The organism is Aquabacterium sp., assembly GCF_016195855.1.
Lineage (GTDB): Bacteria > Pseudomonadota > Gammaproteobacteria > Burkholderiales > Burkholderiaceae_C > Aquabacterium.
The window spans coordinates 17,823-44,236 of the sequence record NZ_JACPYU010000029.1 but is presented as its reverse complement, the minus strand read 5'-3'; the positions used below and the strand labels follow the sequence as shown (position 1 = coordinate 44,236).

At 65.4% G+C, this 26,414-nt stretch carries 24 protein-coding genes and 1 pseudogene; 9 read left to right on the top strand and 16 right to left on the bottom strand.

Annotated features, from left to right (window positions below; all coding sequences use genetic code 11):
- Positions 1 to 17: 17 nt before the first annotated feature.
- On the bottom strand, positions 18 to 1,493 hold the full coding sequence (locus HY019_RS21435) for a methyl-accepting chemotaxis protein (protein WP_290696026.1): 1,476 nt from the start codon (positions 1,491 to 1,493) through the stop codon (positions 18 to 20).
- 102 nt (positions 1,494 to 1,595) lie between these two features.
- Positions 1,596 to 2,189: a DUF1439 domain-containing protein gene (locus tag HY019_RS21430; RefSeq protein WP_290696024.1), complete on the bottom strand. Its 594-nt coding sequence runs from the start codon at positions 2,187 to 2,189 to the stop codon at positions 1,596 to 1,598.
- Between the two features lie 137 nt (positions 2,190 to 2,326).
- On the opposite strand from HY019_RS21430, the gene HY019_RS21425 reads away from it, so the two are divergent.
- Positions 2,327 to 3,805 carry a tetratricopeptide repeat-containing glycosyltransferase family protein gene (locus tag HY019_RS21425; protein WP_290696022.1) on the top strand — a complete coding sequence of 493 codons (1,479 nt, stop codon included), beginning with the start codon at positions 2,327 to 2,329 and terminating at the stop codon, positions 3,803 to 3,805.
- Here HY019_RS21425 and HY019_RS21420 read toward each other — a convergent pair.
- From HY019_RS21420 to HY019_RS21410, 3 genes are read right to left on the bottom strand one after another with little or no spacing between them, the layout of a single operon-like run.
- Positions 3,736 to 4,257 carry a PIN domain-containing protein gene (locus HY019_RS21420; protein WP_290696020.1) on the bottom strand — a complete coding sequence of 174 codons (522 nt, stop codon included), beginning with the start codon at positions 4,255 to 4,257 and terminating at the stop codon, positions 3,736 to 3,738. The two genes, HY019_RS21425 and HY019_RS21420, sit on opposite strands and share 70 nt — an antisense overlap.
- On the bottom strand, positions 4,254 to 5,387 hold the full coding sequence (gene mnmA, locus HY019_RS21415; protein WP_290696018.1) for a tRNA 2-thiouridine(34) synthase MnmA: 1,134 nt from the start codon (positions 5,385 to 5,387) through the stop codon (positions 4,254 to 4,256). The genes HY019_RS21420 and mnmA overlap by 4 nt, the downstream gene beginning before the upstream one ends.
- Before the next feature lie 35 nt (positions 5,388 to 5,422).
- Entirely contained in the window at positions 5,423 to 5,965 is a 543-nt protein-coding gene (locus HY019_RS21410) for an NUDIX hydrolase (RefSeq protein ID WP_290696052.1), read from the bottom strand.
- Positions 5,966 to 6,263: 298 nt separating this feature from the next.
- On the opposite strand from HY019_RS21410, the gene HY019_RS21405 reads away from it, so the two are divergent.
- The 5 genes from HY019_RS21405 to HY019_RS21385 all read left to right on the top strand — a co-directional run bounded on the left by HY019_RS21405 (position 6,264) and on the right by HY019_RS21385 (position 10,700).
- The gene (locus tag HY019_RS21405; RefSeq protein WP_290696016.1) at positions 6,264 to 7,379 is read left to right on the top strand and encodes a Re/Si-specific NAD(P)(+) transhydrogenase subunit alpha; all 1,116 of its coding nucleotides are present in this window, start codon (positions 6,264 to 6,266) and stop codon (positions 7,377 to 7,379) included.
- A 32-nt stretch (positions 7,380 to 7,411) separates the two neighbouring features.
- Positions 7,412 to 7,777 carry an aspartate 1-decarboxylase gene (gene panD, locus HY019_RS21400; protein ID WP_035037116.1) on the top strand — a complete coding sequence of 122 codons (366 nt, stop codon included), beginning with the start codon at positions 7,412 to 7,414 and terminating at the stop codon, positions 7,775 to 7,777.
- 39 nt (positions 7,778 to 7,816) lie between these two features.
- Complete coding sequence (locus HY019_RS21395; protein ID WP_290696014.1) at positions 7,817 to 8,134, top strand: NAD(P) transhydrogenase subunit alpha; 318 nt, start codon at positions 7,817 to 7,819, stop codon at positions 8,132 to 8,134.
- Positions 8,135 to 9,589 carry an NAD(P)(+) transhydrogenase (Re/Si-specific) subunit beta gene (locus HY019_RS21390; protein WP_290696012.1) on the top strand — a complete coding sequence of 485 codons (1,455 nt, stop codon included), beginning with the start codon at positions 8,135 to 8,137 and terminating at the stop codon, positions 9,587 to 9,589.
- A gap of 214 nt (positions 9,590 to 9,803) precedes the next feature.
- A complete protein-coding gene (locus tag HY019_RS21385) occupies positions 9,804 to 10,700 on the top strand; it encodes a PEP-CTERM sorting domain-containing protein (protein WP_290696011.1) in 897 nt (298 codons plus the stop codon).
- Here the strand turns inward: HY019_RS21385 and HY019_RS21380 are convergent.
- The 4 genes from HY019_RS21380 to HY019_RS21365 form a co-directional block, all read right to left on the bottom strand.
- On the bottom strand, positions 10,666 to 11,895 hold the full coding sequence (locus HY019_RS21380; protein WP_290696010.1) for a glycosyltransferase family 4 protein: 1,230 nt from the start codon (positions 11,893 to 11,895) through the stop codon (positions 10,666 to 10,668). The two genes, HY019_RS21385 and HY019_RS21380, sit on opposite strands and share 35 nt — an antisense overlap.
- 5 nt (positions 11,896 to 11,900) lie before the next feature.
- Positions 11,901 to 13,451, bottom strand: coding sequence for an HlyD family type I secretion periplasmic adaptor subunit (locus HY019_RS21375; RefSeq protein WP_290696008.1), 1,551 nt, complete (start codon positions 13,449 to 13,451; stop codon positions 11,901 to 11,903).
- A complete protein-coding gene (locus HY019_RS21370; protein ID WP_290696006.1) occupies positions 13,448 to 15,760 on the bottom strand; it encodes a type I secretion system permease/ATPase in 2,313 nt (770 codons plus the stop codon). The genes HY019_RS21375 and HY019_RS21370 overlap by 4 nt, the downstream gene beginning before the upstream one ends.
- 142 nt (positions 15,761 to 15,902) lie before the next feature.
- Positions 15,903 to 16,967 carry a diguanylate cyclase gene (locus HY019_RS21365; protein WP_290696004.1) on the bottom strand — a complete coding sequence of 355 codons (1,065 nt, stop codon included), beginning with the start codon at positions 16,965 to 16,967 and terminating at the stop codon, positions 15,903 to 15,905.
- Between the two features lie 231 nt (positions 16,968 to 17,198).
- Between HY019_RS21365 and HY019_RS21360 the strand changes: the two genes are divergently transcribed.
- The 3 genes from HY019_RS21360 (at position 17,199) to HY019_RS21350 (ending at position 19,138) form a co-directional block, all read left to right on the top strand.
- Entirely contained in the window at positions 17,199 to 18,083 is an 885-nt protein-coding gene (locus HY019_RS21360) for a metal-dependent hydrolase (RefSeq protein ID WP_290696002.1), read from the top strand.
- Positions 18,084 to 18,224: 141 nt separating this feature from the next.
- A complete protein-coding gene (locus HY019_RS21355) occupies positions 18,225 to 18,827 on the top strand; it encodes a hypothetical protein (protein WP_290696000.1) in 603 nt (200 codons plus the stop codon).
- 17 nt (positions 18,828 to 18,844) lie between these two features.
- Entirely contained in the window at positions 18,845 to 19,138 is a 294-nt protein-coding gene (locus HY019_RS21350) for a hypothetical protein (RefSeq protein WP_290695999.1), read from the top strand.
- Between the two features lie 23 nt (positions 19,139 to 19,161).
- Here the strand turns inward: HY019_RS21350 and HY019_RS21345 are convergent, their stop codons facing one another.
- From HY019_RS21345 to HY019_RS21315, 7 genes and pseudogenes are all read right to left on the bottom strand, one after another.
- Positions 19,162 to 19,410: a DUF1488 family protein gene (locus HY019_RS21345; RefSeq protein ID WP_035037097.1), complete on the bottom strand. Its 249-nt coding sequence runs from the start codon at positions 19,408 to 19,410 to the stop codon at positions 19,162 to 19,164.
- A gap of 178 nt (positions 19,411 to 19,588) precedes the next feature.
- Positions 19,589 to 20,236: a nitrous oxide reductase accessory protein NosL gene (locus tag HY019_RS21340; RefSeq protein ID WP_290695998.1), complete on the bottom strand. Its 648-nt coding sequence runs from the start codon at positions 20,234 to 20,236 to the stop codon at positions 19,589 to 19,591.
- Positions 20,236 to 20,751, bottom strand: a complete 516-nt coding sequence (locus HY019_RS21335; protein ID WP_290695997.1) for a nitrous oxide reductase accessory protein NosL — start codon at positions 20,749 to 20,751, stop codon at positions 20,236 to 20,238. The genes HY019_RS21340 and HY019_RS21335 overlap by 1 nt, the downstream gene beginning before the upstream one ends.
- The gene (locus HY019_RS21330; RefSeq protein ID WP_290695995.1) at positions 20,748 to 21,584 is read right to left on the bottom strand and encodes an ABC transporter permease subunit; all 837 of its coding nucleotides are present in this window, start codon (positions 21,582 to 21,584) and stop codon (positions 20,748 to 20,750) included. The genes HY019_RS21335 and HY019_RS21330 overlap by 4 nt, the downstream gene beginning before the upstream one ends.
- Positions 21,581 to 22,500 (bottom strand): annotated as a pseudogene (locus HY019_RS21325) (ABC transporter ATP-binding protein). Before HY019_RS21325 ends, HY019_RS21330 begins: the two are co-directional and overlap by 4 nt.
- A complete protein-coding gene (locus HY019_RS21320; protein ID WP_290696050.1) occupies positions 22,487 to 23,719 on the bottom strand; it encodes a nitrous oxide reductase family maturation protein NosD in 1,233 nt (410 codons plus the stop codon). Before HY019_RS21320 ends, HY019_RS21325 begins: the two are co-directional and overlap by 14 nt.
- Before the next feature lie 100 nt (positions 23,720 to 23,819).
- A complete protein-coding gene (locus HY019_RS21315) occupies positions 23,820 to 26,408 on the bottom strand; it encodes a NosR/NirI family protein (RefSeq protein WP_290696048.1) in 2,589 nt (862 codons plus the stop codon).
- Positions 26,409 to 26,414 lie beyond the last annotated feature (6 nt).

Here is a 26,414-nt window from a genome sequence, read left to right as displayed (position 1 = left end):
CCCGCATGACGGCCGCATCAGGCCAGGCGGAACTGCCCCACCGTCTGCACCAGCGAGGTGGTTTCCTGGCGCACCGCGTCCACGGCCGCCGCCGATTGTTCGGCCAGCGCGGCGTTCTGCTGGGTGGCCTGGTCCAGCTGGCTCATGGCCTGGTCGATCAGGCTGATGCCCGAGGCCTGCTCGCCCAGCGAGCTGCTCACCTCGGAGATCAGGCCCGAGACCTGACGCACGGCGGACACCACCTCGCTCATGGTCTGGCCTGCCTGCGTGACCAGGTGCGAGCCCGACTCCACCTGCTCCACCGAGGCGCGGATCAGCGTGGCGATTTCCTTGGCGGCCGAGGCACTGCGTTGGGCCAGTCCCCGCACCTCACCGGCCACCACGGCAAAGCCACGGCCCTGCTCACCGGCGCGGGCCGCTTCCACGGCGGCATTGAGCGCCAGGATATTGGTCTGGAAGGCGATGCCGTCGATCACGCTGGTGATGTCCGAGATCTTCTTGGACGAGGCCAGGATCTGGGACATGCTGGCCACCACTTCGTCCACGGTCTGCCCGCCTTGCGTGGCGATCTGCGCGGCCGACGAGGCCTGCTGATCGGCGGTCTGCGCGTTGTGCACGCTTTGCTGCACCGAGGCCGTCAACTGGACCACGCTGGAGGCCGTCTGCTGGATGGTGGAGGCCTGCTCCTCGGTGCGGTGCGACAGGTCACCGTGCCCATGGGCCACCTCGTTCATGGCGTGCGCGACGGTTTGCGAGCGTTGGCGTACATCCCCGACCACACGGGCCAGGCTGTCTTTCATGTCATCGAGGGCCTGCATCAACTGGCCCATCTCGTCTTGCGCATGCACCGGCACCGGGCTGGCCAGGTCCCCGCTCTGGATGCGCTGGGCGGCCTGCAAGGCGGCTTCCAGCGGCTTGAGGGTGGCCTGGCGGATCAGCCAGAAGCTGGCGCACAGCGCGGCAATGCCCAGCAGGTTGACCACGATCACGATGACCTTGATGACCTCCACCGCCTCCGCCACCATCGGGCCGAAGTGGTCGGAGTTGGCCATCACCTGCTCCATGTCGGGCTGCAACTGCTTGACCAGCTCGGGGGTGACCGGGCCGCTGCCGGCTTCAACGATGCCGCGCATGTGGTCCAGGTCGACCATGTCCTTGTGCGGCAGGTCGATCACTGGGCCGAAGCCGATCAGCCGGAACGCCCACTGCTCGATGGTGAACAGCTCGACATCGACATGGGCGGCGATCGCATGGGCCTGGCCGATGGTCTGCAGCAGCGCCTCGCGCGTGAGCGTACTGGCCTGGGGCGCCGCGGCACTGAGCTGCAGGTCGTTGGACATGTGCATCACCAGGGCCATGTGCTCGCGCTCCAGGTAATGAAAGCGCGCGCTCTTGCCTAGCAGGCGCACCCCCAGCAAGACCAGCAGTGACACGGCCACCACCGTGCACAAGCCCGCCACGAATTTCTGCCTGAGTGTGAAACGTCCTGTCATGGATCTTCTCTGTGATGCGTACTGTCTCGGAGATATCGGACAGCACGGGCGCTTCTTCAGCGCCTTTTGGCGACAGAGGCCATGACGGCGGGGGCGAGAGGCTCAGGGGCGGGGCGCGAGGTGAATGGCCAGGCCGGTGGAGGTGATCTGGATGTCCTTGACTTCGTAGCCCATGCGGTCAGCCGTGCGCAGGTCTTCGGGCTTGAACTGGTGCACCGGGTAGTCGTTGAGGCTGTCTTCCACCAGCTGCGCGCCCATCGTGCTCAGGGCGCGTTGGTACACAGCGGGCAAGCCTTCGACCATCACCTGCTCAACCTTGGGTTGCGTCAGGCGGATGGTCAGGTCCTTGGGTTCAAAACGCAGGCCGAAGCTCAGGGCCACCTGGCCCTTGTGCTCTCCGCCCATGATCAGTTCCTTGGCGGTCAGGTCGAAGGCCAGGGCCACGCGGTTCTTGTCGCCCTGCAGGTCCAGCCGGGGCAGGCCAGTGCTCACGTCCAGCAGCTTCATGACCCGCTTGGTGGTCGGGAACTGCTTGCCCAGCCTGGCCTGCAGTTCCTCGCGCGAGATCTCCACCGTGCGTGGCCCCAGCAGGGTGGAGCAGGCCGCTACAAGCCCGGCCAGGGCCATGCCCATGAACAGGGTGCGTCTGCGCAAAGTACCGGGAGAAGGGGGGGTGAGGCGAGACATGGCAGACATGGCGTGTTGGGCAGTCCATCCTGGAAAGCTGCAGTATGCGCCCGTCGGGTACCGGTATTTCAGGCATGGGGCTCAGGGTCTGCCCGGTAAGCTCAAGCAGACTGCCGCGCCTTTCTCTCCAGCCTGGTCAACCCGAGATGACACTCGCCACGCCCACCTTGAGCCGCCCTGCTGCGCTGACCGATGACCGCATCGGCCAGGCACAGTCGGCTTTCCTGCTGGGCGTGCAGCAACAAGCCGATGGCGATCAGCGTGCCGCCCAGATGAGCTTTCGGCGCGCCTTGGTGCTCCAGCCGGATCTGGCCGAAGCCTGGTCCAACCTGGGCCTGCTGCTGGAAGACGATGGCCTGATGGACGAGGCCGCGGCCTGCTACCAGAAGGCGGTGCGCTGCGACGCCACCTTGTATGCGGCGCACCTGAACCTGGCCACCTTGCAGGCACAGCGCCAGCAGTTCGACGCGGCCGAAGCCAGCTACCGGCGGGCCATTGCCTTGCGCCCGGACGACCCCGCAGTGTGGTCCAACCTGGGCGCCATGCTCACCTGCATGCGCCGTGAGGACGACGCCCAGGCCTGCCTGGTCCAGGCCCTGCGCCTGGACCCGGGCTACGACAAGGCCCGCTTCAACCTGGGCTACCTGTGGATGCGGCAAGGGCGCTGGGCAGAAGGCTTCCTGTGCAATGAAGGGCGCGACTTCCCGTCCGTGCTGCAAGGCAAGCTGGGCCTGACCCGCTGGAGCGGCGACAGCCTGGTGGGCCGCTCCCTGCTGATCGCCACCGATGCCGCGCATGGCGACCTGGTCCACATGGTGCGTTATGTGCCCCTGCTCAAGGCCATGGGCGCCAGCCGCGTGGCCATCTGGGGGCACCCGGCCTTGAAGACCTGGTTGTCAACGGCCGAAGGGCTGGACCGCTACATCGCGTTTGACGAGGCCTTTGCGCCAACCCAGTGGGACTGCTGGGCCCCCTTGATGAGCCTGCCCTTTTTGTGCGGCAGCACGGTGGACGCCGTCCCGGCCGGCTTGCCCTATCTGCAGGCTGACCCGCAATGGGCTGCCCGCCGCGCCGCACAAGGCATGGCGCGCGGGGCAGATGGCGCTTTGCGCGTGGGCCTGGTCTGGCGCGGCAACCCCCTGCATGAAAACGACGCGCAGCGCTCCTTGCCTTCACTGGCTGCGCTGGCGCCGCTGTGGCGTGTGCCGGGTGTGCGCTTCTTCAGCCTGCAAAGTGGCGCAGGCAGCGAAGCCGCCTTGCACCCGCCGGCCGGCCAGCCACTGGAAGTGCTGGCCGAACCATTGGGCGACTTCGCTCAGACCGCGGCTGTGGTGGCTAACCTGGACTTGCTCATCGGCGTGGACACGTCCATGGTCCACGTGGCGGGGGCGCTGGGCAAGCCCGTGTGGGTGCTCCTGAGTGACTACAAGACCGACTGGCGCTGGCTGAACCAGCGCACCGACTCGCCCTGGTACCCCGGCGTGATGCGCCTGTTCAGGCAGGACGCCAGCGGGCCACATGCGGGCCAATGGGCGCCGGTGATCGAGCGGGTGGCTCAGGCGCTGGGTGTGTTGGCAGCGGCTGAAGCGCCGCCCGCCGTACAGGGCGCGTCCAAGGTCAACTGAGCGCCCATAAAGGTCTGCAAGCTCATGATCTGCAAGCCATGCGGCCGGGCACGCCGCGCCAGCTTGAGCAACGCCGCATCCTTGCTGAACAGCCAGCTCGCGCCCACATGCAAAGCCAGGTCGATGAAGACCTGGTCATCCGGGTCCTTGCAGCGGTAGGGCCCACGCGGGGGCTCGTCCACGAACTGAGCGTGCTGGAACACCGTCAGCGTCCGCATCGGGTCGGGCAACCAGGCCTTGAGGTAGCTGCGCGGCCAGACCTGGTGCCATTCCTGCTCCATCGAGGGGCAAGCCAGCCAGCGCAGGCGCCCGGCCAGGATGGCTTGGGCAATGGGCTGGGCGGCCGGGTCCTTGAACACCCGCCAGTCCAGCAGGGCGTTGGTGTCGAGGATGACGATGGGGACGTGGTTGCCCGTGTCGCGCTGGGGCGCCGTTGAGGGGCGCTCGTTCATTCGGCGCTGGCGATCACGCCACCACCCAGGCACACGTCGCCCTGATACAGCACGGCCGATTGGCCGGGGGTCACGGCCCATTGCGCATCCGGGAAGCGCAGGCTGATGGTCTGCGCATCCACTGCTTGCACCGCGCACGGGGCATCGGCCTGGCGGTAGCGCGTCTTGGCGCCCACGCCGGCCTGGCCCACGGCGGGCCCCTTGCCATCGACCCAGCTCAGGTCATCGGCCACCAGGGTGTGTTGTTGCAGCCAGGGGTGGTCGTGGCCTTGCACCACATACAGGGTGTTGCTGGCCATGTCCTTGCGGGCCACGAACCAGGGGTCGTGCTCGCCACCACCGCGGGGTGCGCCCTTTTCCTTGACGCCACCAATGCCGATGCCCTTGCGCTGGCCCAGGGTGTAAAAGCTCAGGCCCACGTGCTCGCCGAGCTTGCGGCCGCGGTCGTCCTTGATGGGGCCGGGCTCGTTGGCCAGGTAGCGGTTGAGGAACTCGCGGAAAGGGCGCTCGCCGATGAAGCAGATGCCGGTCGAGTCCTTCTTCTTGGCATTGGGCAGCTTGATCTCGGCGGCGATGCGGCGCACCTCCGTCTTGGGCAACTCGCCCACGGGGAACATGGTCTTGCTCAGCTGCGCCTGGTTCAGGCGGTGCAGGAAGTAGCTCTGGTCCTTCAGCGGGTCCAGGCCTTTCAACAACTCGAAGCGCTGGCCGTTCTCATAAGCGGCATCGGCCACCGCGCGCACGCGGGCGTAATGGCCCGTGGCGATCTTCTCGGCCCCCAGGCGCATGGCGTGGTCCAGGAAGGCCTTGAACTTGATCTCGGCGTTGCACAGCACGTCGGGGTTGGGCGTGCGGCCGGCCTGGTACTCGCGCAGGAACTCGGCGAAGACGCGGTCCTTGTAGTTGGCCGCGAAGTTCACATGCTCGATCTCGATGCCGATCACATCGGCCACCGAGGCGGCATCCAGAAAGTCCTGACGTGACGAGCAGTACTCGCTGTCGTCGTCATCTTCCCAGTTCTTCATGAAGATGCCGATGACCTCGTGGCCCTGTTGCTTGAGCAGCCAGGCCGTCACGGCCGAATCAACGCCGCCACTGAGGCCCACGACCACGCGTTGGCGTTGAGACATATCGGTATCGATCCAAAAATCAGGATGCGCGGCGCTCAGGACGCACGGTTATAGGCCGGGGCCGAGAACACGCTTTCGTGCACGGTCAGGATGGACAGGGGGTAGCGCTCGCCGGCCAGGTAGGCCTCCAGGCACTCCAGGACCAGGGGGCTGCGGTGGCGCTCGGGGCAGGCGCGGATCTCGTCGGCCGTCATCCACACGGCGCGCACGATGCCTTCGTCCAGCTCCAGGTCGGGGTCAGCCTCGCCCACCGAGCCAAAGAAGGCCAGGCGCAGGTAGGTGATGTCTTCACCGGTGCGGGTGCGCCGAAAGCGCGACATGAACATGCCCAGGAAACCTTCAGGCTGGAAAGCGCAGGCGGTTTCTTCCAGGGTTTCGCGGATCACGCCCTGGATGGGCGACTCGCCGGGGTCCAGGTGGCCCGCCGGGTTGTTCAGCAGCAGACCGTCCGAGGTTTGTTCCTCGACCAGCAAAAAACGCCCGTCACGCTCGATCAGCGCAGCGACAGTGACGTTGGGTTTCCAGCGCACTTTGGGTGCGTGGAGAGCCTCAGGTTGTGGCGCGGGCTCGAGGAGCATATCGGCGGTCTTCATGAGCCCGGCATTATCCGCTAATGTTTTGTCACATGCATGACCAAACGCCCTCGTGGGATACCCGGGGGAGGGCAATCCGGCTCCAGGCGGGCAAATTTGACAACGCAAGGCATCAAATTGAGGGGTTTTGGTGTTCCGGACAGGCCTAAACGTCCGCTTGGTCGGTTAAAACCCTAGGAAAGACGTGAACTTTGTGTATGCTGGTGGGTTAGGCAAAGTTCACGCCGGCCGCGCACTTTCAAGCGTACTGCGGCTGCATCATCCACATGTGTAGGAGACTCGGATGCTGATAGGCATTCCCATGGAGACCCTCGCGGGCGAAACCCGCGTGGCCGTGACCCCGGAGACCGTCAAGAAATTGAAGGCTCAAGGCCACACCTTGCGTGTGCAGTCTGGCGCCGGCATCGCCGCCAGCGTGACCGATGACGCCTATGTGGCCGCTGGTGCAGAGATCACCGACGCCGCGGGCGCCCTGGGCGCCGACATGGTGCTCAAGGTGCGTGCCCCCCAGGCCGATGAACGTGCCCAGATGAAGCCCGGCGCCGTGCTGATCGGCATGCTCAACCCGTTCGACAAGGACGGCTTGCAGGCCATGACCGACGCCAAGCTGACCGCCTTCGCCCTGGAAGCCGCGCCACGCACCACCCGTGCCCAGAGCATGGACGTGCTGTCTTCGCAGGCCAACCTGGCTGGCTACAAGGCCGTGATGATCGCCGCTGACAAGTACCAGCGCATCTTCCCCATGCTGATGACCGCAGCTGGCACCGTCAAGGCCGCCCGCGTGGTGATCCTGGGCGTGGGTGTGGCTGGTCTGCAGGCCATTGCCACCGCCAAGCGCCTGGGCGCCGTGATTGAAGCGTCCGACGTGCGCCCCTCCGTGAAGGAGCAGGTCGAGTCGCTGGGTGCCAAGTTCATCGACGTGCCCTACGAGACCGCCGAAGAAAAAGAAGCCGCTGAAGGCGTGGGTGGTTACGCCCGCCCGATGCCGCAGTCGTGGCTGGACCGCCAGAAGACCGAAGTGGCCAAGAAAGTGGCCGCTGCGGACATCGTCATCACCACGGCCCTGATCCCTGGGCGCGCGGCCCCCGTGCTGGTCACCGAGGACATGGTCAAGGCCATGAAGCCTGGCTCCGTCATCGTCGACCTGGCCGCGGCCCAAGGCGGCAACTGCCCCTTGACCGAAGCCAACAAGACCGTGGTCAAGCACGGCGTGACGCTGGTGGGCGAAACCAACCTGCCCGCGCTGGTGGCCGCTGACGCGTCTGCCCTGTACGCCCGCAACGTGATCGACTTCCTGAAACTGGTCTTCAACAAGGAAGGCCAGTTCAACGTCGATCTGGAAGACGACATCGTCAAGGCTTGCCTGATGTGTCGTGACGGCCAGCTGCTGCGCGCGTGAAGCGCGCGTCAGTGAGCCCTGAGGAGAAAGCCATGCAACGCAATATGCTGCGCGCGAAGCTGCACCGCGCCACCGTCACCGAAGCCATCCTGGACTACGAAGGCTCCTGTGGCATCGATGAAGACCTGATGGACGCCGCTGACATGAAGGAGTTCGAGTACATCGAGCTCTACAACGTCAACAACGGCGAGCGCTTTGCCACCTACATCATCAAGGCGCCGCGTGGCACCGGCACGATCTCGCTCAATGGCGCCGCGGCCCGTCGCGCCCATGTGGGCGACCTGCTGATCATCTGCACCTACGCGCCGATGAACGAGGAAGAAGTGGCCAGCTACAAGCCCAAGGTCGTGCTGCTCGACGAGCGCAATGCGATCAAAGAGATCCGCAAGTTCGACTGATCACCCGACAGACCGATTTCTTAATTTCTGGAGACCACGATGGAAGCTTTAGAGCCCGTCAGCCACGTCGTCATCAACCTGAGCATCTTCGTGCTGGCCATCTATGTTGGCTACCACGTGGTCTGGACGGTGACCCCCGCTCTGCACACCCCCTTGATGGCCGTGACCAATGCCGTGTCCGCCATCGTCATCGTGGGCGCCATGCTGGCTGCCGCGCTGACCGTGACGCCGTTGGGCAAGACCATGGGCCTGCTCGCCGTGGCCCTGGCGGCGGTGAACGTGTTCGGCGGTTTCCTCGTCACGCGACGCATGCTGGAGATGTTCAAGAAGAAGGAAAAGAAAGCAGGAGCCAAGTAAATGAGCATGAACCTGATCGCTTTGCTCTACCTGTTCGCCTCGGTGTGTTTCATCCAGGCGCTCAAAGGTTTGAGCCACCCGACCACGTCCATCCGTGGCAACTTCTTCGGCATGACCGGCATGACCATCGCCGTGCTGACCACCGTGGGCCTGATCCACGGGCAAGCCGCTTCCCTGGGCATTGATTTCGGCACGGGCCTGGCCTATGTGCTGGGCGCCCTGGTGGTGGGCGGCGGTGCCGGCGCCATCATGGCCAAGCGCGTCGAGATGACCAAGATGCCCGAGCTGGTCGCCTTCATGCACAGCATGATCGGCCTGGCCGCGGTGTTCATCGCCGTGGCCGTGGTGGCCGAGCCGTATGCCTTCCAGATCGTGGCCAAGCCGATCGGTGACGTCATCGCGCAGATCCCGGTGGGCAACCGTCTGGAGCTGTCGCTGGGCGCGGCCATCGGTGCCATCACCTTCTCGGGCTCGGTCATTGCCTTCGGCAAGCTGTCGGGCAAGTACAAGTTCCGCCTGTTCCAGGGCGCACCTGTCAACTTCGCTGGCCAGCACATGCTGAACCTGGTGCTGGGCCTGGCCCTGATCGGCCTGATCGGCACCTTCATGGCCACGCAGCGCATGGACGTGTTCGTCGCCCTGATCGCGCTGGCCTTTGTGCTGGGTGTGTTGATCATCATCCCCATCGGCGGCGCAGACATGCCCGTGGTGGTGTCGATGCTCAACAGCTACTCGGGCTGGGCGGCGGCCGGTATCGGCTTCTCGCTGAACAACTCCATGCTGATCATTGCCGGCTCGCTGGTGGGCAGTTCGGGCGCGATCCTGAGCTACATCATGTGCAAGGCCATGAACCGCTCGTTCTTCAACGTGATCCTGGGTGGCTTTGGTGGTGAGGCTGGTGGCGCCGCTGCCGGTGGCGCGCAGCAGCAGCGCCCTGTGAAGAGTGGCTCGGCCGACGACGCCGCCTTCATCCTGGGCAACGCCGAAACCGTGGTCATCGTGCCCGGTTACGGCCTGGCTGTGGCCCGCGCCCAGCACGCCGTCAAGGAACTGGCTGCCAAGCTCACCGAGAAGGGCATCACCGTCAAGTACGCTATCCACCCGGTGGCCGGCCGCATGCCGGGTCACATGAACGTGCTGCTGGCCGAAGCCGAAGTGCCGTATGACCAGGTCTTCGAAATGGAAGACATCAACGGCGAATTCGGCCAGGCCGACGTGGCCATCATCCTGGGTGCCAACGACGTGGTGAACCCCGCCGCGCACACCAAGGGCAGCCCGATCTACGGCATGCCCATCCTGGAAGCCTACAAGGCCAAGACCGTCATCGTGAACAAGCGCTCCATGGCTTCCGGTTACGCCGGCCTGGACAACGAGCTGTTCTACATGGACAAGACCATGATGGTCTTTGGCGACGCCAAGAAGGTCGTGGAAGACATGGTCAAGGCGGTGGAGTGACCGCCTGGCTGTGATCCGAAAGGATCGCGCTCACCCCGCAAAACCGGACCTTGTGTCCGGTTTTGTTTTATGGGCGCAGAACTGGGTGTCGTTTCATGGTCTCGCCCCTTGTTGGCGGGGTGCTCAAGGCGCGGGTTGCCCCGGATAATGTTGCCAATAAGCGCCCGGCTTGTGTCGTGAGCCCGGGCGGATCAGGTTCATCAGGGAGAGATTCATGTTGTTGCGCCATCGTCGTGTTGTGCTGGCCGTGTCGGCTGTGCTGGGTCTGACTGCGGGCTCTGCCCACGCCACCATGCAGACCCTGGAGGGTCAGTATTTGCAAGTCAGTTATGACGATGCCTTGCTGCCGGCAGGCTTTGGCCAGGTGCAATTGCGCGAGTCGGCCTTGAACTGGGCTTGCACCGATGTGTCTTGCTCGCTGACCGGGCCCTTGAGCGCGGCGGTGGTGTTCAGCGCGGCGAATGGCCAGCCGGTGAGCGTGACCTCGCAGGCCTTGAATTTCAACCTCTCGGTGTTGCCCAAGACGGTTGACAACATCGTGGACCCATTGGGTAACAGTTGGGGCGTCGTTTCGGCCGATCTGGGCAAGTGGGCCATCGGCGTGGACATCGCCTCGCAAGGCAAACCTGCTGGCGATGCCCAGTTCGCCACGGCTTATGGACAGTTCTCTTACACAGCTCGCCGCACGGGCGTGGTGCCGACCTGGAGCGTCAACGCACCCGTGGCCGTTGCTGGCAAGATCAAGGAAACAGCCGTGTTGGGGCTGACACAGGCCGGCGCGGTGAATGTCGGGCCTGGTGTATCGGGTGTGAGCACGCTTGATGAGTCCGGTCGCGTGTATGGCTCGGACGGTGAATTCCCCTGGATGTTTTCCACCCAGCTTGATGGCGCGCGTTGGGCCTATCCATCTACAACCGATGTGCTGTGCTCGTCGCTGTCTTGCATGGAGTTCAAGACCGGCAATGTGAACGTCAATGACTACTTCCTGAGCTTTGACCTCATTGGCACACCGACCGCCGTGCCCGAAGCGGGCACGCTGAGCATGATGCTGCTGGGTGGCCTTGGCTTGATCGGTGTCACGCGCCGCCGTCGGGCGTCAGCAAGCGCCTGAAGGCTTTTTCGCCTTCCACGAGGCTGTAGCCTTCGCGCGCACAACGCTGCGCTGCCTCACGCAGCGGGCGCATGGCGGCCTGGTTGTCCAGCGCCTCGACCACGCGGTCGGCCATCTCGGCGGTGTTGAAGAAGTCCACCAGCAGGCCGTTCTCGCGGTCGGTGATCACTTCCTGCACCGGCCCTGTGCGTGAGCCGATCACCAGGCACCCTGAGGCCATGGCCTCCAGCATGGACCACGACAGCACGAAGGGGTAGGTCAGGTAGACGTGCGCGGCCGATACCTGCAGCACCCTGCGGTATTGGTCATATGGCAGCTTGCCCATGAAGTGCGTGCGCGTGGCGTCCAGTTGCACTTCGCGTTGCATCTTCTCGCGCCAGTTGGGCGCGTCCGTGGGCTTCTGGCCATAGCTGACGTCGTCGCCCCCCACGATGATGGTGTGGCAACGCGGGTGCGCCTTCTGCACCTTCTCCAGCATGCGCATGAAGGTGTGAAAACCCCGGTAGGGCTCCAGGTTGCGCGCCACATAGGTGATCACCGGGTCCCCCGCCTTGACGGTGTGGCCGCTCGGCAGGGTCAGCTGCGCATGGGGATCGGGGCGCAACAGCTCGGTGTCGATGCCTTCGTGCGCCAGGTGGATCTTGGGCAGGTAGAGCGAGGGGTGGCGGCTGCGCTGCCACTGCGTGGGGCTCACGCCCACATCGCAGTTGGCCAGGTTCAGCGTGTGCAGCGCGTTCCAGGTGCGCAGCTTGGCCACGGTGTCGAAGGTGGCGGGGAACTCCGGGTCGAAGCCCACATCGCTATCCGGCGTGCCGTAGTACCACTCGCAGAAATGGATCAGGCGCGTGTCGGGGAAGATGTCCCGCACATACAGCGTCTCACCCCAGCCCGGATGGGCCAGGATGGCGTCGGGCTTGTAGCCCTGCTGCTTGAGCTTGAGCAGCACACGCGCTGCCGCCTGCCCGTGCAGCACGGCGTCTTCCATCTGCCGCAGATACGGGTGCTGCTGTTTGTGCGGCTGGCGCGCCAGGTCATAAGGAATCCAGCGCACCGAGCTCATGCCTGGCGCCGTGCGCCGCCCCAGCCCGATCACCTCCCAGCCGGGTTGCTGCGCCCAGGTGTGGCCGATGCGGCGGAACTGGCCGGGGAAGTTCTGGTGGATGAGGAGGATGCGCTGGCGGACCGGACTGCTCATGCTGGTCAACGCTCCCGCAAACTTTCCTTGGCATAACTCTGCACCGGGCTGAGCAGGTACTCGATCACGCGGCGCTTGCCGGTCTTGATCTCGGCGGTCACGTTCATGCCGGGTGTCAGGCGGATGGGTTTGCCGTCCACGTTGATGGTGTTTTGCGCCAGGGTCAAGGTAGCGGGGAAGACGGCCCCACCAGGGGGCGGGGCCTCCTTGCCTTCACGGTCTTGCTGGGCCTTGTTGGGCTCTTGCATGACGGCATCGGCCGTGATGGTGGTGACCTTGGCGGGCACGGTGCCGTAGCGCGTGTAGGGGAAGGTCTCCAGCTTGATCTCGGCCTCTTGCCCCAGGTTCACGAAGCCCACGTCCTTGTTCTCCAGGGTGACGTCGGCCGTGACATGGGCCTGCTCGGGCACGACCACCAGCAGCACCTGCGCGGGCGTGACCACACCGCCCGTGGTGTGGATGGCGAGCTGCTGCACGGTGCCGTCCACCGGGGCCTTGAGCGTGGTGAGCTTCTCGCGCTGGCTGGCTTTGGCGCCTTCGGCCACCAGCTGGCGCGCTTGCAGGTCGGCCTTGGCATGGCGCTCGTTCAAGGTCTTGAGCGTGTCGGCTTTGAAGGCGAGCAAGGTCTGCTCGGCCTGGGTGATCTCGGCCTTGGTCTCTTCGCGGCGGGCGCGGTAGGCAGCCAGGTCCTGCTCCATTTCGACGCGGGCACGGGTGCGGTCCTCGCCGGCGTGCTGGGCCACGAAACCTTCCTTGGCCAGCTTGCTGAAATCCTCTTCGCGCTTTTGCGCCATGGGCAAGGTGGCCTTGAGCTTGGCGACCTGCTCGCGCACGGTCTCCAGGTCGGCCTTCTTGGTGTCGATGTCGGCTTGCAGCTTGGCCTGCTGGGCCTGGATGTTCTGCCATTCGGCATCCAGCTGGTTGCGCGTCAGGCGCAGCTCGGTGGCGCTCAACTCGCTGCCCTCGCGGGTGGCCTCGGGCGGCAACTCAGGGGCCTTGCCTGGCTTCTTGTGGTGCTTGTCCAACGCGTCGAGCAAGGCTTGCGTGCGCCAGGCTTCAGACAGGGCGCCCGCGCGTTCTTGCGTGACACGGCTGTTGTCAGCGGCAGCGGTGGTGGGGTCGAGCTCGATCAGGAGCTGGCCGGCCTTGACCTTGTCCCCGTCTTGCACATGGATGGCTTTGACCACGCTGGCTTCCAGCGGCTGGATGAGCTTGGTGCCGTCGCTCACGACGATGCGGCCCGGTGCCACGGCCACGATGTCGACCTGGCCGAAGCAGGCCCACACGATGGCGATGACCAGCAGGCTGCAGATGGCCCAGATGGCGCGCCGAGGCGCAGGGTGAGGCGGGGTGGCTTGCAGGCTCAAGGCCGCAGGCAGGAAGGCGGCTTCGTCGGCCAGGCGGGCGGGGCCGGCCAGCTCGTGGCGGTGCTGCCAGGCGGCCTGGAACACGGCCTTGTAGTGGCGCAGCAGGTCGGCCAAGGGGTGGCCGGGCTTGGCTGGAGCTGGGTGGGCAGGCGCCTCGTTGGCGCTGTGCATCGTGGAGGTGCGGTTCATGGCTGGCCCTCCGCGTCAGGCTTGCGGTCAGGGGCACGGCCTTGAAGGGTGTCGCCAACGGGGGGCAAGTGGGGGTGGCCAGCGGCCGGCCCATCCAGCGGGTTGTTGCCTTGTTGCATGCGCCACAAATAGGCGTACAGGCCTTTGGGGCGCTGCACGAGCTCGTCATGCGGGCCGGCCTCGACGATGCGCCCGCGCTCCATCGCGACGATGCGGTGCGCGTGGCGCACGGCGCTCAGGCGGTGGGCAATGATGATCACGGTGCGGCCCTTGCAGATGGACGCCATGTTGCGCTGGATGATGGCTTCGGATTCGTAGTCGAGCGCCGAGGTGGCTTCGTCAAAGATCAGCACGCGCGGGTTGGTGAACAGGGCGCGCGCAATGGCCACGCGCTGGCGCTGGCCGCCTGACAGCGACGAGCCTTGTTCGCCCACGATGGTGTCGTAGCCCTCGGGCAGCTCGCTGATGAAGTCGTGCGCACCGGCCAGGCGGGCCGCGTGCATCACGGCCTCCAGCGGGGCGGCCGGGTCGGCAATGGCGATGTTCTCGCGCACGCTGCGGTTGAACAGGAAGTTGTCCTGCAGCACGACGCCGATCTGGCGGCGCAACTGGGCGGCGTCCACCAGGCTGATGTCGATGCCATCGATCAGCACGCGCCCTTGCTCGGGCGTGTACAGGCGTTGCACGAGCTTGGTCAGCGTGCTCTTGCCCGAGCCCGATCGGCCCACGATGCCGATGACCTCGCCGGGGCGGATGTCAAAGCCCACGTCGTGCAGCACCGGGGCGGCCTCGGGGCGGTAGCGGAAGGTGACCTTGTCCAGCGTGATGCGGCCCTTGATGGGCGGCAGTTGCGCGGCGGTGCTGGGGGGCACTTCGGTGCGGGTGTTGAGGATGTCGCCCAGGCGCTCCATGGCGATACCGGTCTGCTGGAACTCGGTCCACATCTGGGCCATGCGCATGATGGGTTGGGAGACGCGCCCGGCAAACATGTTGAAGGCCACGAACTGGCCGACCGACAGCTCATGGTCCATCACCAGCTTGGCGCCGAACCACAGCGTGGCGGCATTGATGAGCTTGCCGATGAGGTTGATGCCTTCGTTGGCCCAGGTGGCCAGGGTCTGCGTCTTGAAGCTGGCGGACACGTAGGCGGCGAGTTGGTTGTCCCAGCGGCGGGCCATGGCCGGCTCCAGGGCATTGGCCTTGACCGTCTGGATGCCGGTGATGGTCTCGACCAGCATGGCCTGGTTCTCGGCACCACGCGCGAACTTCTCATTGAGGCGCCCGCGCAGCACGGGCACCACGCTCAGGATCAGCACGGCGTACAGCGGCAGGCTGACCAGCACGATGAGGGTGAGCGGCACGCTGTAGAGCAGCATCACGCCGATGAAGAGCACCGAGAAGACCACGTCCAGCACCAGCGTGAGCGCCTGGCCGGTGAGGAAGCTGCGGATGTTCTCCAGCTCGCGCACGCGGGCCACCGAGTCGCCCACGCGGCGGGCCTGGAAGTAGGCCAGGGGCAGTTGCACCAGGTGCCTGAACAGGCGCGCGCCCAGCTCCACGTCCATGCGGCTGGTGGTGTGGCTGAACACATAGGCGCGCAAGCCGGTGAGCAGGCTCTCGAACACCACGACCACGGTCAGGCCGACGACCAGCACATCGAGCGTGGTCAGGCCGCGGTGCACCAGCACCTTGTCCATCACGACCTGGAAGAACAGCGGGCTGATGAGCGCGAAGATCTGCAGAAAGAGCGAGACCATCAGCACCTCGCCCAGCAGCTTGCGGTACTTGACGATGCTGGGGATGAACCAGGTGAAATCGAACTTGGCCAGCGCACCGGCCAGGCTGGCGCGGCTGGTGGCCAGCAGCAGCTCGCCTGTGCCCGATGGCGCCCACTGCTGGAGGAAGACCTCGATGGGCTCGATGGTGGGGCGCCCGCCGCCTTCGGCGTTCGGGTCCTGGAACAGCACACGTTGGCCGTCGCACTGGGCCAGCAGGACCCAGCGGGTGCTGCCTTCCGCATCACGCAGGCGGGCCAGGGCGGGCAGGGGGGCCAGCGACAGGCGGTCAGCGGCCGTGCGGCTGATCTTGGCCTTGAGGCCCAGTTCCTTGGCGGCGCCCAGCAGCTCGTCGTCGGTGGCGGGCACGCTGGGACTCAGGCCGCGCGTGTGCACCAGGGATTCAGGGTCGGCGGCGATGTGGTGCAGGCGTGCCAGCAGACACAGGGCGCGCCAGGGTTGGGGCGGCCGAGCGGTGTCGGGCGTGGGCGGAATGGGGGTATCCGCCCCTTCGTGGGCGAGTGAGGAAGACATGTGAACCCTGGTATTTTTGAATGCAGGGCATTATGAGACCCGCGTATTTTGCTTTCCCTCCCGCTTGAGAGGGGGAGGACAGACCCTGTTTGTTACCCGATGTGAGGGGCAGGGGAAGCCCGTGGTTCTGCCCTGGGCGGGCTCAGCCGACCACGACCTGGTTGCGGCCGGCGTCTTTGCCTTTGTAGAGCGCGGCGTCGGCGCGCTGGATGGCCTGGTCGACCGCTTCGTCGGCACGCAACTCGGCCAGGCCCAGCGTGGCACTCACGCGCAGGGCGTGGTCTTTGGACGGGAAGCGCAGGTCGGCAATGGCTTGCCGCAGGCGTTCGGCCACCGGCAAGGCGACGTTCTTATTGGCGAAGGGCAGCACGATCAGGAACTCTTCGCCGCCCCAGCGGGCCACGAAATCCATCTCGCGCACGCCCGCTTCCAGCACGTCGGCCACGGCTTTCAAGGCCCAGTCGCCCATGTTGTGGCCAAAGGTGTCGTTGAGCTTCTTGAAGTGGTCGATGTCCACCAGCAGCACGCAGGTGTCATGGGGCTGGCGTTGGCGAACGGCCTGTTCATGGACCAGCGAAGCCAGCATGCTGCGGCGGTTCATCAGGCCGGTGAGGCTGTCGGTGGTGGCCAGCTCGTGCAGGCGTTCTTCAGCCTGGGTGATGAGGTGCACGTACAGCACGGTCAGGCCGCTGAGGATGGCGATGGTGGTGACCAGGTTGAAGCGGTGCAGGTAGGCCAGTGTGCCCAGGTCCATCTGGTAGGCGGGATCGGCCTTGCGCCAGTACCAGTCCAGGGCCACATAGGCGCCGGCGATCAAGGTGGCAAAGCCGATCTTGAAGGGCCACTTGTTGAGCTGGTTGGCCAGGAACACCGGGATGACGATGAGCAGGTAGTAGTGAAAGCCGCTTTCCCAGCCCACGGTGATCACGGCCAGGATGGCATGGGCGGCCACCTCGGCGATCATCATGAACATGGCCAGGGCCACCTTGTTGTGGCGCAGCAGCAGGGCGGCCAGGAGGTAGGTCAGCACGCTGGCGACGTTGACCTGCGCCATGGCCAGCACCTTGGCCTGGTAGAACAGCACGCCAAACGCCACATGCGTGACACCCGCCAGCAAACAGCCGCTGCTGAGCAGCAGCTTGAACGAGTCGCTGGCAATGGAAGGTGTGAGCGATGACGCCCCGTCTTGACGCGCAGGCTTTCCCATGCGCGCCAGCATATCAGCCGGGGTTGTCGTCATGCTGAGGATTTGCGCGGTGCGGATGAGGCGTCCGGATCTGTCAGATATGACCCACATCAAGCCCTCGGCGAGCTTGATATGCCGCGGGGAACCCAATGCGTCAGCGTGCAGGTTTGGCCAATCGGGCACAGCTTTGGCGGCACGGATCAAGCCAGGCTGTATGCAATCGGCCCTGCGATCTACCGAGGAGACAAGCCCATGACGCACGACACACAAGTCCGCCCGATCCAGCCACGCGAAAAGCTCGACTTTCAGTTGGGCGGCGGCATCCCCCGCTTCTGGAACGGGGGGGACCCGTTCAAGACCCGTTTTTTTGACGCGATGTCCTTGACCTTTCCGATCGGCGAGCGCTACTTCATCAGCACGGTGCGCGCCTACCGCGACCAGATCCAGGATCCGCACCTGCTGCAGGAGGTCAAGGACTTCACGCGCCAGGAAGCGCAGCACGGCATGGTGCACACCGAGTTCAACGCCATGCTGGAAGGTCAGGGCCTGAACGTGGGCTGGACGCAGCGGTTTCTGGACAGCAAGTTCAAGTGGCAGCTGTCAAGCTGGTCCAAGGCCTTCAACCTGTCGTACACGGCCGCGGCCGAGCACATGACGGCGATGATGTGCACGACCTTCATGGAGCGCCCCGACATCATCGAGCCCTTCGACCCGCGCATGCGGGCGGTCTACACCTGGCACTCGATCGAAGAGGTGGAGCACAAGGCGGTGTGTTTCGATGTGCTGACCAAGGTGGCCAAGGCCAACTACTTCACGCGCATTGCCGGGCTGATCTATTTCAGCATCGAGTACCCGATTGGCAACTGGTTCATGGTCAACCGCCTGCTCAAGGATGATGGCTTCGGCTTCTTCCAGCGCGCGAAGATGCTGCTCAAGGGCGCATGGTGGTTGTACAAACCCGGTGGCGTCTTCCTGCCGGCACTGGGCTACTACCTCTCGTACTACAAGCCGGGCTTCCACCCCTGGCAGCACACCGAGATGGGCCACTACGACACCTGGCTGAAGGCCTATGAACGCACCGGCGACCCGGTGATGGCGTCAGAGGCCTATTCGGCGCAGGTGATGGCCAGGGCTTGAATGCCCACTGCGCCAACACGTTGGTCGGATAACGCTTGGTGAAAACCCCTTGGCCATGAGCGTGGTGACCTGGGTAGCATGCATATGTGATTTGAATATCACTTAACGCCAATCAGGCGGTGCATACCGAGGAGACCCTTCATGAAACTGCGTTGTCGACCCCTTGTTCTGGCTGCCTTGATGTTCGCGGGGGGCGCGCATGCCGCTGACCCCGGCATGCCCGATTGCGCGGGCGTGGGGGCCGTGCGGGTGCTGCACGAAGGCCTGGGCGCGATCGAATCGGCGGCGTTCTTGCCCTCGGGCAAGCTGGTGATGGCCGCCAACCTGAAGGGCACCCTGTTGCGCAAGGACAGCCTGGCGGCGGTGCCCGTGCAGGTGGCCTCGGGCCTCAGCACGCCAGGCGGCATCGTGGTGAACGATGAGCAAAGCGTCATGGTGGGCACGGGCAATGGCCTGGGTGGCTTGTTCCCTTCCGCCGGTGCCGCAGGCATCGCGCAGGTGGATCTGCAAACGGGCAAGGTGACGCCGGTCATCAAAGGGCTGTCCATGGCCAATGGCCTGGTGCGGGGGGCGGACGGCAGTTATTACGCGTCTGACGACCTGGCCACCAGCCTGGACCGTGTCCTGCCCAATGGCACGGTCCAGCGCAAATGGCTGAGCCTCAACAGCAACGGCCTGGCGCTGAGCAAGGACGGTCGGACCTTGTTCGTCAACCAGTTTCTGCGGCCGGCATCAAGGCGGTGAGCTTGCCGGACGGTGCCGTGAGCACCTTTGCCAAGGTGCCGGTGCAACGCGCCCTGGCCGGTCTGGATGGCCTGGACATCGATGAGCAGGGCAATCTGTATGTGGTGGCGTATTTCAGTGGTGAGGTCTGGCGGGCTTCGCCGGGGGGCGCACTGTGCCGTCTGGCGAGCGGGCTGAGCTTGCCCAGTGCGCCGGTGCTTGGGCGGGCCGGGCAGGGCTTTGACCCAGCCAGCCTGTACCTGATGTCGCACTCGGGGCGCCTGTATGAGGTGCCGAATGCGGTGCCCAATCCCGTGGTGGCGCGGCCCTGAGCCCTTGGCGGTGCGGGGCCTGATCAGAAGTCGTATTTGGACACGACGATGGGCTCCGGGCAGGCCTTGGCAATCTTGTCCTGCACCACGGCTTCGATCTGGCTGGCATTGGCCAGGTAGGTGTCGACCCAGTCCTGCCGGTTGTGCCCGGCCTGAAAGCGGGTCTCCAGGGCCTCGCGGGAAATGATGGCGCGCACCAGGCGCAGGCCAACGGGCAGGCGCACGATCACGGAGTCGTGGCCGGCGTAAATCACAGGGCGAACGTCGTTCATCTTGCTGCTCCTTAGAACTGGGTTCCTTGCTGACGGGAGCGCAGTGTCGGCCTCGTTGCAGGGGCTTGGGTAAGGAGATGCTTCTGGCCCTTCAAATGGTTGCGGCCTGCGTGTGCAGGTGGGCGCGCCGCGTGTGAATCAGGGGAAGACTTGCGTGTTGTTGCAAGCGTAAAGATAGTCAAAGACTGGTGTGCCGATGGGGTGCTTGCCTCAACAGGCTGTCGGGCAGCGCCTGCTGCAGTTGCGCGGCCGACCACACCGCGCCGCCATGGGCCTGCGCAAAAGCCAGAGCTTGATCCTGCGTGGCGAAAGGCGGCAGGTTGCCGGCCCGCATCGGGCCCTTGGCGTCCGAGGCATGGACGAACCAGGCGTGGGCCAAGGGTAGCCATTGGCCGGTTTGGAAGTCCTGCACATAACTGGCGGTGACGTGAGCCAGGCTGCGGCCTTTGCTATAGCGGGGTACGTCCTGCAGGTAGAGCAGCAGGCTCAGGGGTGAGTCGAAGAAGTAGGCGTCGCCATCGTCAAAGATGAGCTGGGCGGCCCAGCGCGGGAAGCGCGCCGGGAACATGCCGCATACCGGACAGCGGGCTTGATCGGGCACGGGGCGCGCGGCCTGCATGGGCAAGCCCGAAGCCGGGTCATACGGGTGGGCGGCAATGGTGCGGCAGACCTCTGCCTGCAACGGCGGTTGGGGTTGCGTCTGCCGTGCGGCTTGCTCTTGCGGTGCCATGCCGGTGGGGCGCGCGGCAGCCATCAGCAAGGCGGCACAGCCCAGGGTCAGGGCCGCACCGCCCACCCAACGCAGCCACCAGCCGAAGGAGCGCATCACATCCTGCCGTCGTGGTGGGCGCCGCCGCTGAGGTCGGCCATCTCGGGGGTGACCTCGGCAAAGCGCAGGACTTGTCCGCCATGCAGCTTGGCGAAGGCTTGCGCGTCAGCCTGGCTGCGGAAGCTGGCGAAGGTCGGGCCCATGGAGCCGGGGCGTGTGCTGCCGCGCACGTAGAAACCACTGCGGGCGTCAAACCAGTGGCCACGCGGTTGGTCCCAATCGGCTTGCGCCATGTCCTGCACGAACACGGCCTGGATGGGGCGGGCTTGCTCGGGCTTGAGCAGGGTGGCGAACATCTCCACGGTGTCGCAGAACCAGTGGGGCTGCTTGTCGCCCCGGTAGTGGAGCTGGGCCTTGGGGCCGGGGTAGTCCGACAGCAACATGCCGTCGAGGTCGCAGGTGGCGCCGGCCTCGATCTCGGCAGGCGTGGGCGGCGCTTCGGCTTCGCGGCCGCAGGCGCTCAGCAAGGCGGCGGTGCCAGCAAACAGGAGGAAGTGGCGGCGAGGGATCATGGTCGGAATCTCCAGGAGGCCAGACCCAGCGGCAGCAGCATCCAGCCCAGCATGGCGCCGCCCAGCAGCCAGGGATTGGCCAGGGCAGGCGGCACGATGCTGGTCAGGCCGTAGAGGCTGCGCATGTCGTCCAGCGAAAACACATTGAGGATGCGAAAGATGTCGGCCGGGTTGCACAGCAGCAGCCAGGGCAGGGCGTCGCCGCCAAGCTGGCCGCCACTGGCCACCAGCACGCCCAGCAGCAAGAGGTCAAAGACCAGCACGAAGCCGAACCACAGCGCGATGGCCAGGCCCGAGGCGCGTGTGCGGTCGCGCGCCAGCACGGACAGCCACACCGCCAGGCTCAGGAAGCACAGGCCCAGCATCCAGGCGCTGAGGACGAAGCCGGCGTAGTGGTAGAGCCCCGCCCAGCCGAACTGTTGCGCCATCAACAGGCCGACCAGCGCAAAGCCAGCCAGCGTCGACAGGCTCAAGGCCATGGCCAGCCCGAGGTACTTGCCCAGCAGCAATTCCTGCCGTGTGATGGGCAAGGCCAGCAGCAAATCCAGCGAGCCCCGCTCGCGTTCGCCCACGATGGCATCAAAGCCCAGCAACAAGGCGATCAAGGGGACGAGGTAGATGACCAGGCTGACCAGGCTGGCAATGGTGAGCTCGATGGAGCCTGGGCCCACGCGCCCTTGCGCGGCGCCACCGAAGTAGGTGATGAGCAGCGAGGCGATGGTGAAGACCAGGGCCACGACCAGTACCCAGCGGTTGCGCAGCCGGTCGCTGAACTCCTTGTGGGCCAAGGTGCGAACCTGGCGCCATTCGATGAGGCAGGTGTGCAGGCTCATGGGGTGCTCCTCAGGCCGAAGAAGAGGTCTTCCAGCGTGGGCTCGGCGATCTGGATGTCGCTGATGGCCTCGTCCTGTGTGGCCAGGGCGTGCAGCATGGCCATCTTGAGCGCGCGCGGGCAGCGCGGGTCAGGCCTTCTTCATGCGGGCTGGTTTGAACGCTCGCCAGGGTTGACAGGCTGGCTTGTACGGCTGGGGCGAGGCTGGCGGGCACACACACCGTGATGGTCAAGGGCAGATGGCTTTGATCACGCAGCTCGTCCACGCTGCCACAGGCGAGCACGCGCCCATTGGCCATGACGGCGAGGCGGTCCACCCGGGCTTGCAGTTCGGCCAGGATGTGGGAGGTGATCACCATGGTGACGCCCTGCGCGCGCAGCTCACCCAGCACGGCGTAGAAGTCGCGGGTGGCGGCCGGGTCCAGGCCGGTGGTGGGCTCATCGAGGAACAGCAGTTGCGGCTCGCCCAGCAGGGCTTGGGCAAAGCCCAGGCGCTGGCGCATGCCCTTGGAATATTCACGCACGGGGCGCTGGCCTGCGGCACTCAGCCCCACGCGTTCCAGCAAGGTGGCGCACTGGCTCAAGGCGGCGCCTTTCAGGCGGGCAAAGAAGCGCAGCGTTTCCAGGCCGCTGAGGTTGTCGTACAGCACCAGGTTCTCAGGCAGGTAGCCGATGCGGCGGCGGGCTGCGCGAAAGGCCGCACCATGCACCGGGCTGCCGGCCACACGCAGCTCGCCCGATGTGGGCGCGATCAGGCCCAGCATCATCTTGAACAGCGTGCTCTTGCCCGCGCCGTTGTGGCCGATCAGGCCGAACAGCTCGCCGCGTTGCACATCAAGGTCGACGCCATCGACGGCACGCACGGCACCATAGTGCTTGCACACCTGGCGCAAGGAAATGGGGTCAGGGGTGTTCAAGCCAGTGGCTCCAGTCGGTATGGGTGGGTTGCATGCGCGGGCTGGGGTCCACCACGCTGGGCGCGCGCAACACGGGGAACTGCTGCCCCAGCAGGCGCAGGGCGGCCACGGCGGGGCTGCCCAGCAGCAGCTTCATGCTGGGGTAGCGCCATTGCAGGCGGTCCACCAGGTCATTGGCTTCATAGGGCACATCGCCGATGCCGTCGCCATCGCGGTCCCAGCCCAGGTAGTTGCTCCAGTGGTTGCCCAGCTTGGCGGCATCGTTCGGGCCGGGGCCCCAGGGCTCGTCACGCGAGCCCACGTAGCGGACCTGTTCGCGGTTGCCGATGAAGTCATTGCCTTGCACCACATTGCGCGTGGAGCCGGCAGACAGGTGCACGCCCGTGCGGTTGCCGATCACGAGGTTGCCGATGATCTGGGTGTACTCGACGTCGTAGATGAAGAGGCCACGCTCGTTGTCGGCCACGATGTTGTGCTCGATGACCGAATCCTGCAGGGTGCGCAGCATGATGCCGTGGTCGCTGTTGCCCCAGGTGCGGTTGCCGCGCACGGTCTGGTCGCGCACTTCCATCAGGGCCAGCCCGCCGCGGTTGTGATAGCTGTCATTGCCCTCCCACAGGTTGTAGTAGGAGTTCATGTAGTGGCTGCCATAACGGCTGTGGTGCAGGCGGTTGCCTTTGAACTCGGCGTGGTGCGAGACATCGATGTACAAGGCATCGCGCACGAAGCTGATGTTGTTGTTCAGGATGCGTGCGCCGTCGGTGTTGTAGAGCTGGATCCCGTTGCCGCGTTGGGCCGAGTTCAGGTCCCGCTTGCCGGTGATGGTGTTGTGCTCGATGTGCACGTCATTGGCCTTCTCGATCCACAAGCCAAAGAGGTTGTAGGTGAGGTCGCAGTGCCGCACGATGGCGCGGTGCGAACCGGGCTGGATGTAGATGCCGGCATGCTGGGCCTTCAGGCTGCTGCCGGAGTCCCGCACGATCAGGCCTTCGATGGTGACGTCAGGCGCCGCCACTCGGATGCTGTCACCCCGCAACTCGCCGCTGATGGTGGGCCGCTGCAGGCCTCTGAGTGTCAGCGGACGGTCGATCCGCAAGAGGCCTTTGTACACGGCCTTGTCGATCTCGATGACGTCGCCGGGCTGGGCCTGGTTGATGGCGTCCTGGATCGCCTGGCCGGCATGCACATGCCAGGTGGCGGCCTGCGCGTGCAGCGGCATGCACCCCAGGCAGGCGGCACAGGCCAGCCCTACCAGGCGCTCGATCAGGGTCAGGCAGGATGGATGTCGGGTGCGTAAGTGACCGGTGCTGGGCATGATCTCACCCCAGCCAGCCCAGTGCCTTGAGCACCAGGAACAGCGTTGCACCAATCAGCAGGTTCTTGAAGCCGACATAGCTGAGCATGTCCATCCAGCTGGCTTCGCGGTATTGACCTTGCCACCAGGGGCCGTCCTTGACGTAGCGGCGGCCACTCATGCGGATCAGGACTTCATAGACGCTCCAGCCAAACCACCAGCCGATGACGGCGCCAGAAGGCAGGCGCCCTGTGGCCGCCAGCACCCAGGCCACGCTCACGGCCACCGCCAGAGACAAGCCGGCCATCTGCAGGGCACGTTGGCTGCGCCAGCCCTCGGTGCTCCAGGGCCAGAGGTGATCGCGTACCTCCAGCAGCAGCCAGCTCAGGCCCGTGGCGCCGGCCAGGTGCGCAGGTGCCACTGCATCAGTTGGCCAGCGGGGATCGGGGCCGGGCGCGGCGTGGGTGGCCTTCGCCTGAGTCGGCATCGGCATCGGCACGGGCTGGATGGGGATGTAGTAGCCGTCGCGGCCAATCGGCGTGATCAACAGGCCATCGCGTTCGCGGCGCTTGCGCTCCTTGGCCAGCGGCGGGCAGCCGGTCTGGTCGGTGTAGAGCACCATGCAATCGAGGCAGTGCAGGCACTCACGGTGGTCGATGCGGCCATGCGCGTCAATGGCCAGGGAGCCGCAGCCCACCGCACAGGCCTTGCACTTGTTGCAGTCCTGCTTGCGGCGCAGGCCGAACCAGCGGAAGGTGCTGGGCATGGCCAAGGCCGCACCCAATGGGCAGATGTACTTGCAATACGGGCGCTCGATGAAGATCGACAGGCCCAGCAGCGTGCAGGCAAACAGGCCATAAGGCCAGGCCCGGTTGGGGATGCCCACCAGGAAGGTGGTCTTGAAGGGCTCGACCTCGGCCAGCATTTCGGCCAGGCCCATGGAGAACATGGACACCGCCAGCAGGCCAAAGAAGATGGCGTACTTCAGCCACTTGAGGCGGTCGTGCACGGCGCGCGGCAGGTGCCCTTGCCAGCGCTTGAGGCCCAGCCTGCCGCCGATCTTGTAGAGCGCTTCCGACAGGGAGCCGAAGGGGCACAGCCAGCCGCAGAACAAGCCGCGTCCAAACAGGAACACGGTCAGGATGATGAAGACCCAGAAGACGAAGATGAAGGGGTCGGACAGGAACAGCGACCAGGTCCACTGGAACAGCACCGAATGGAACCAGGTGAGCACCTGCGTGATGCTGGGCTGGGCCATGACGCCAAAGCCCACGAAGGCGATGCTCAAGGCCCATGCGCTGTACTTGAAGGCGTTGACGGGCCACTTGTTTTTGTGGGTGGACAGGCGGGTGAGCCGTTCACGCAGTGCGTACACGATGGTCACGGCCAGGAGCAGGGCCACAAACAAGCCGATGGGCAGGGCGCGGGTGCGCCACACGCGTTGCCATGGTGCTTCGTCTTCGGTGACTTCGGGGCGGCCACCTTCCAGCAAGGCGGCGGGCAGCCAGTAGCGTGCGTCGAAGTTGGCAAAGCTGCGGGTACCGGTGGCGCGGTCCACCCGGTTGCCCAGGAAGCTCAGCTTCCAGGGGTAGGCGGCCGAGAAGCCTTTGGCCCGCACGATGAAAATGGCCGACTCGTTGTACTCAGGCGCGCCTTGGGCCTGCAGGCCATAGAGGTTGAGGTAGTCCAGATCGCGGAAGGTGTAGGCATCGGGGCCTTGCTTGATCTGGACGCGGTCATAGATGCCGCCGCGCACAAAGCCCGAGCCCTTGAAGGATTCGTCGCCCGCGGTGCGGATGACAAAGAAGGCTTGTTCACCTTCCTTGAGTTGCGCGTGCAGGCTGGCCCAGCCGTCGTTGCCCAACAGGCTGGCACCCAGGTCCGGGTGGTTCAGGTCACCGAACCACAATTCGATGAAAGGTTGTGGGCCACGTTCCAGCCCGACCTGTTCAGGCTGGACCAGCAGGCGCTGCACTGCACCCATCTTGACCAGCTCTGGCCATGACCAGCGTTGGCCCCCGCTGCGAAAACGCGCCGCGGGGCGCACGTCGGGCGGTAGGATGCCCACCTGCCTGGCCACAGTCGCCCCCGAAAGCCGCATCACCTGGTTCTGGGCGATGACGGTGACGGTGGCGCCCGAGATGGCATCGACACCCAGCACGCCTTCTTCAGGTCGAGAGGGGCCGACCTCGATCTTGTCCTTGACGGACTTGCCCATGTACTGCTTGTTGAACTTGATCAGCGCCGATTCAGGGATGCCCAGCAGGAGGATGGGCTCGGAGTGCTTGAGCACCTTCACGCCCACATAGCGCCCCTGCACATCCATGCCGATCAAGGTGACCACGGGCTTGCCTGAATAGGCTGGGGTGTCCGTGATGTCGGTGGACAGCATCACGTAGCCCAACAGCGTCTTCTTGCCTGCCACGGCATCACCATAAGCCTCGACATAAGGCGGTTGCCCCATGCGCTCGGAAAAGCTCCGGGCGCCGGGGAAGACCTCATGGCAAGGCACGCGCGCGCACAGGTCGCGCGCGGTGGCCAGATCGTCCGGCAGGGCGGCCTCGTAGGCGCCCGTCGCGGCCTGTGCGACGGACACCAGGGTGATGAGGGCCAGTGCAGC